The organism is [Clostridium] symbiosum ATCC 14940 (genome assembly GCF_000466485.1).
GTDB classification, from domain to species: Bacteria; Bacillota; Clostridia; order Lachnospirales; family Lachnospiraceae; genus Otoolea; species Otoolea symbiosa.
The window spans coordinates 1-1,926 of the sequence record NZ_KE992825.1 but is presented as its reverse complement, the minus strand read 5'-3'; the positions used below and the strand labels follow the sequence as shown (position 1 = coordinate 1,926).

The window sequence follows — 1,926 nt, the reverse complement described above, 5'->3', positions numbered from 1 at the left end:
TAATCGTAAAAGACGGCAAGATGGTTTGTCTGGGTGAAGAATAGAAAGAATTGCAAATAATAATTAACTTCCTGTTTTAACAGAGGAGGCGCTCGATGCTTTGCGGCAGGCGCCTCCTTTTTAGAGCATGTTTGAAAATTCATTCCCGCCATCTGCCCGCCCCACATCGCGGGAGATTTGACGGAAAGCAATATTCAAATATGCTCTAGTTGGAAACGGGGATTAATATTGGAGTCGTGCCTGCCGGATTTTGATATCTGTCTGTGATAAGAAAATGAAAAAAATAACAATATACAAACTAACTAATTTATAACGGAAAATATATTGATTTTATAGTAATTATTTTTATATGGAGATATTTATTAATAAAATAATTGTAAGTTATTACTAAAAATATATAGATTATTCGTATTTTTATATAAGTTTTTAATAAACCACGAAAAGCTGCTAGAATGGAGCACATCCTCATGAGGAAAGGGAAACTGGTTGATTGTTCTTCTGGTAAAAGGGGGTCCATATGGCAGGACAAAAAGGAGAAGTGAAAACAAAAAAGAAACAGCCGTTGTACGTGAAGATTTTTATTGCACTGTTTGCAGGTATTATTTTTGGTTATATTTTGAATTTTATGGGAGGGGTGGATAATCCGCTAATTAATAATCATATTTTGCCGTTCCTGCAATTTCTTGGCGATTTCTTCATCAAGTTAATCAAAATGATCGTTGTTCCGCTGGTGTTTTTCTGTATTATTGATGCAGCGCTTTCGCTGGGGGACATCAAAAAACTGAGAAGTATCGGAATCAAGACTATTTTATGGTTTTTAGTCAGCTCAGGCATTGCAGCTACCATTGGTCTTGTTCTGGCCAATCTGATTCAGCCGGGCAAAGGACTTATTCTCGGAACCATTGAAAACACGGTGGAGGTCAAGGAACTGCCGGGGGTTTACCAGACCATTCTGGATCTGCTTCCCAGTAATCCTTTTGCAGCGCTGACCAATGGAGATATGATGCCTATCATCGTATTTTCTCTGTTTGTCGGTTTTGCGATTATCAGCATCGGAGATTCGGCAAAGCCGCTGGCCGATGTTATCTCTCTTTGTTCCCAGACTATGTTTAAGATTGTCAATATGGTACTTGGAATTATTCCCTTCGGCGTATTCGGACTGATGTCTGTCTCTCTGGCAAAATACGGCGTGGCAATATTCGGGCCGGTTCTGAAATTTATTTTAACGGACTATCTGTCCAGTATTATCATGTGCGTTGTGGTCTATTCGATCTTCCTGGTGGGGATTGCCAAGGTGAGTCCGCTGAAATTCTGGAAGAAAGCATTTGAGCCCTGGATGATCGCATTCAGTACCTGTACTTCCTCCGCAGCTCTTCCGGTTTCCATGGAGGTTGCGCCGAAGAAGATGGGCGTGCCAAAGGACATCGCAAGCTTTGTGCTTCCACTGGGAGCTACCGCCAATATGAACGGAACCTGTATCTATTTTGGTATCATCGTATTGTTTGCAGCGCAGCTTTACGGCATTGATCTAAGTATTCAGCAGCAGATTATGCTGGTTGTGCAGGCTACCTTCTTAAGTGTAGGCTGTGCGGCAACGCCGCAGATCGGCCTTGTTATCAGCCTTACGCTGCTGACACAGATGGGCCTTCCTCTGGAAGCATATGCGCTGGTAGCCGGTATATACAGAATTATCGACCAGATTCATACTTCTACCAACTCTGTCGGTGATTTGGTAACGGCAGTATGTATCTCTGCTATTGAGGGTGAGCTGAATCGCGATACATTTAACAGAATGGATGAAAAAAAGGGCGCGGCGTAGACAGAGACGCCGGAAGCCGGATGAGAGCTTGAAACTATATTACAAATCATATTAAGGAAAAGGAGAAAAATTTATGGAAGACAACAGAATTATTGAATGTATCGAGA

General features: G+C 41.7%; 2 protein-coding genes. One reads left to right on the top strand and one right to left on the bottom strand.

The genetic code is table 11. From position 1 onward, the window contains the following. Positions 1 to 191, bottom strand: a 191-nt coding sequence (locus CLOSYM_RS24210; RefSeq protein WP_408646410.1) for a DUF6783 domain-containing protein, incomplete at its 3' end; no start/stop codon positions are given. A 326-nt stretch (positions 192 to 517) separates the two neighbouring features. Here CLOSYM_RS24210 and CLOSYM_RS03705 point away from each other — a divergent pair. Then, positions 518 to 1,819 (top strand): dicarboxylate/amino acid:cation symporter, encoded by a 1,302-nt coding sequence (locus CLOSYM_RS03705; protein WP_021640998.1) that lies wholly within the window; start codon positions 518 to 520, stop codon positions 1,817 to 1,819. Positions 1,820 to 1,926: the final 107 nt, after the last annotated feature.

Excerpts from the sequence above, each read along its gene's own strand:
- CLOSYM_RS03705 (WP_021640998.1), top strand. The coding sequence starts at position 518 with ATGGCAGGACAAAAAGGAGAAGTGAAAACAAAAAAGAAACAGCCGTTG.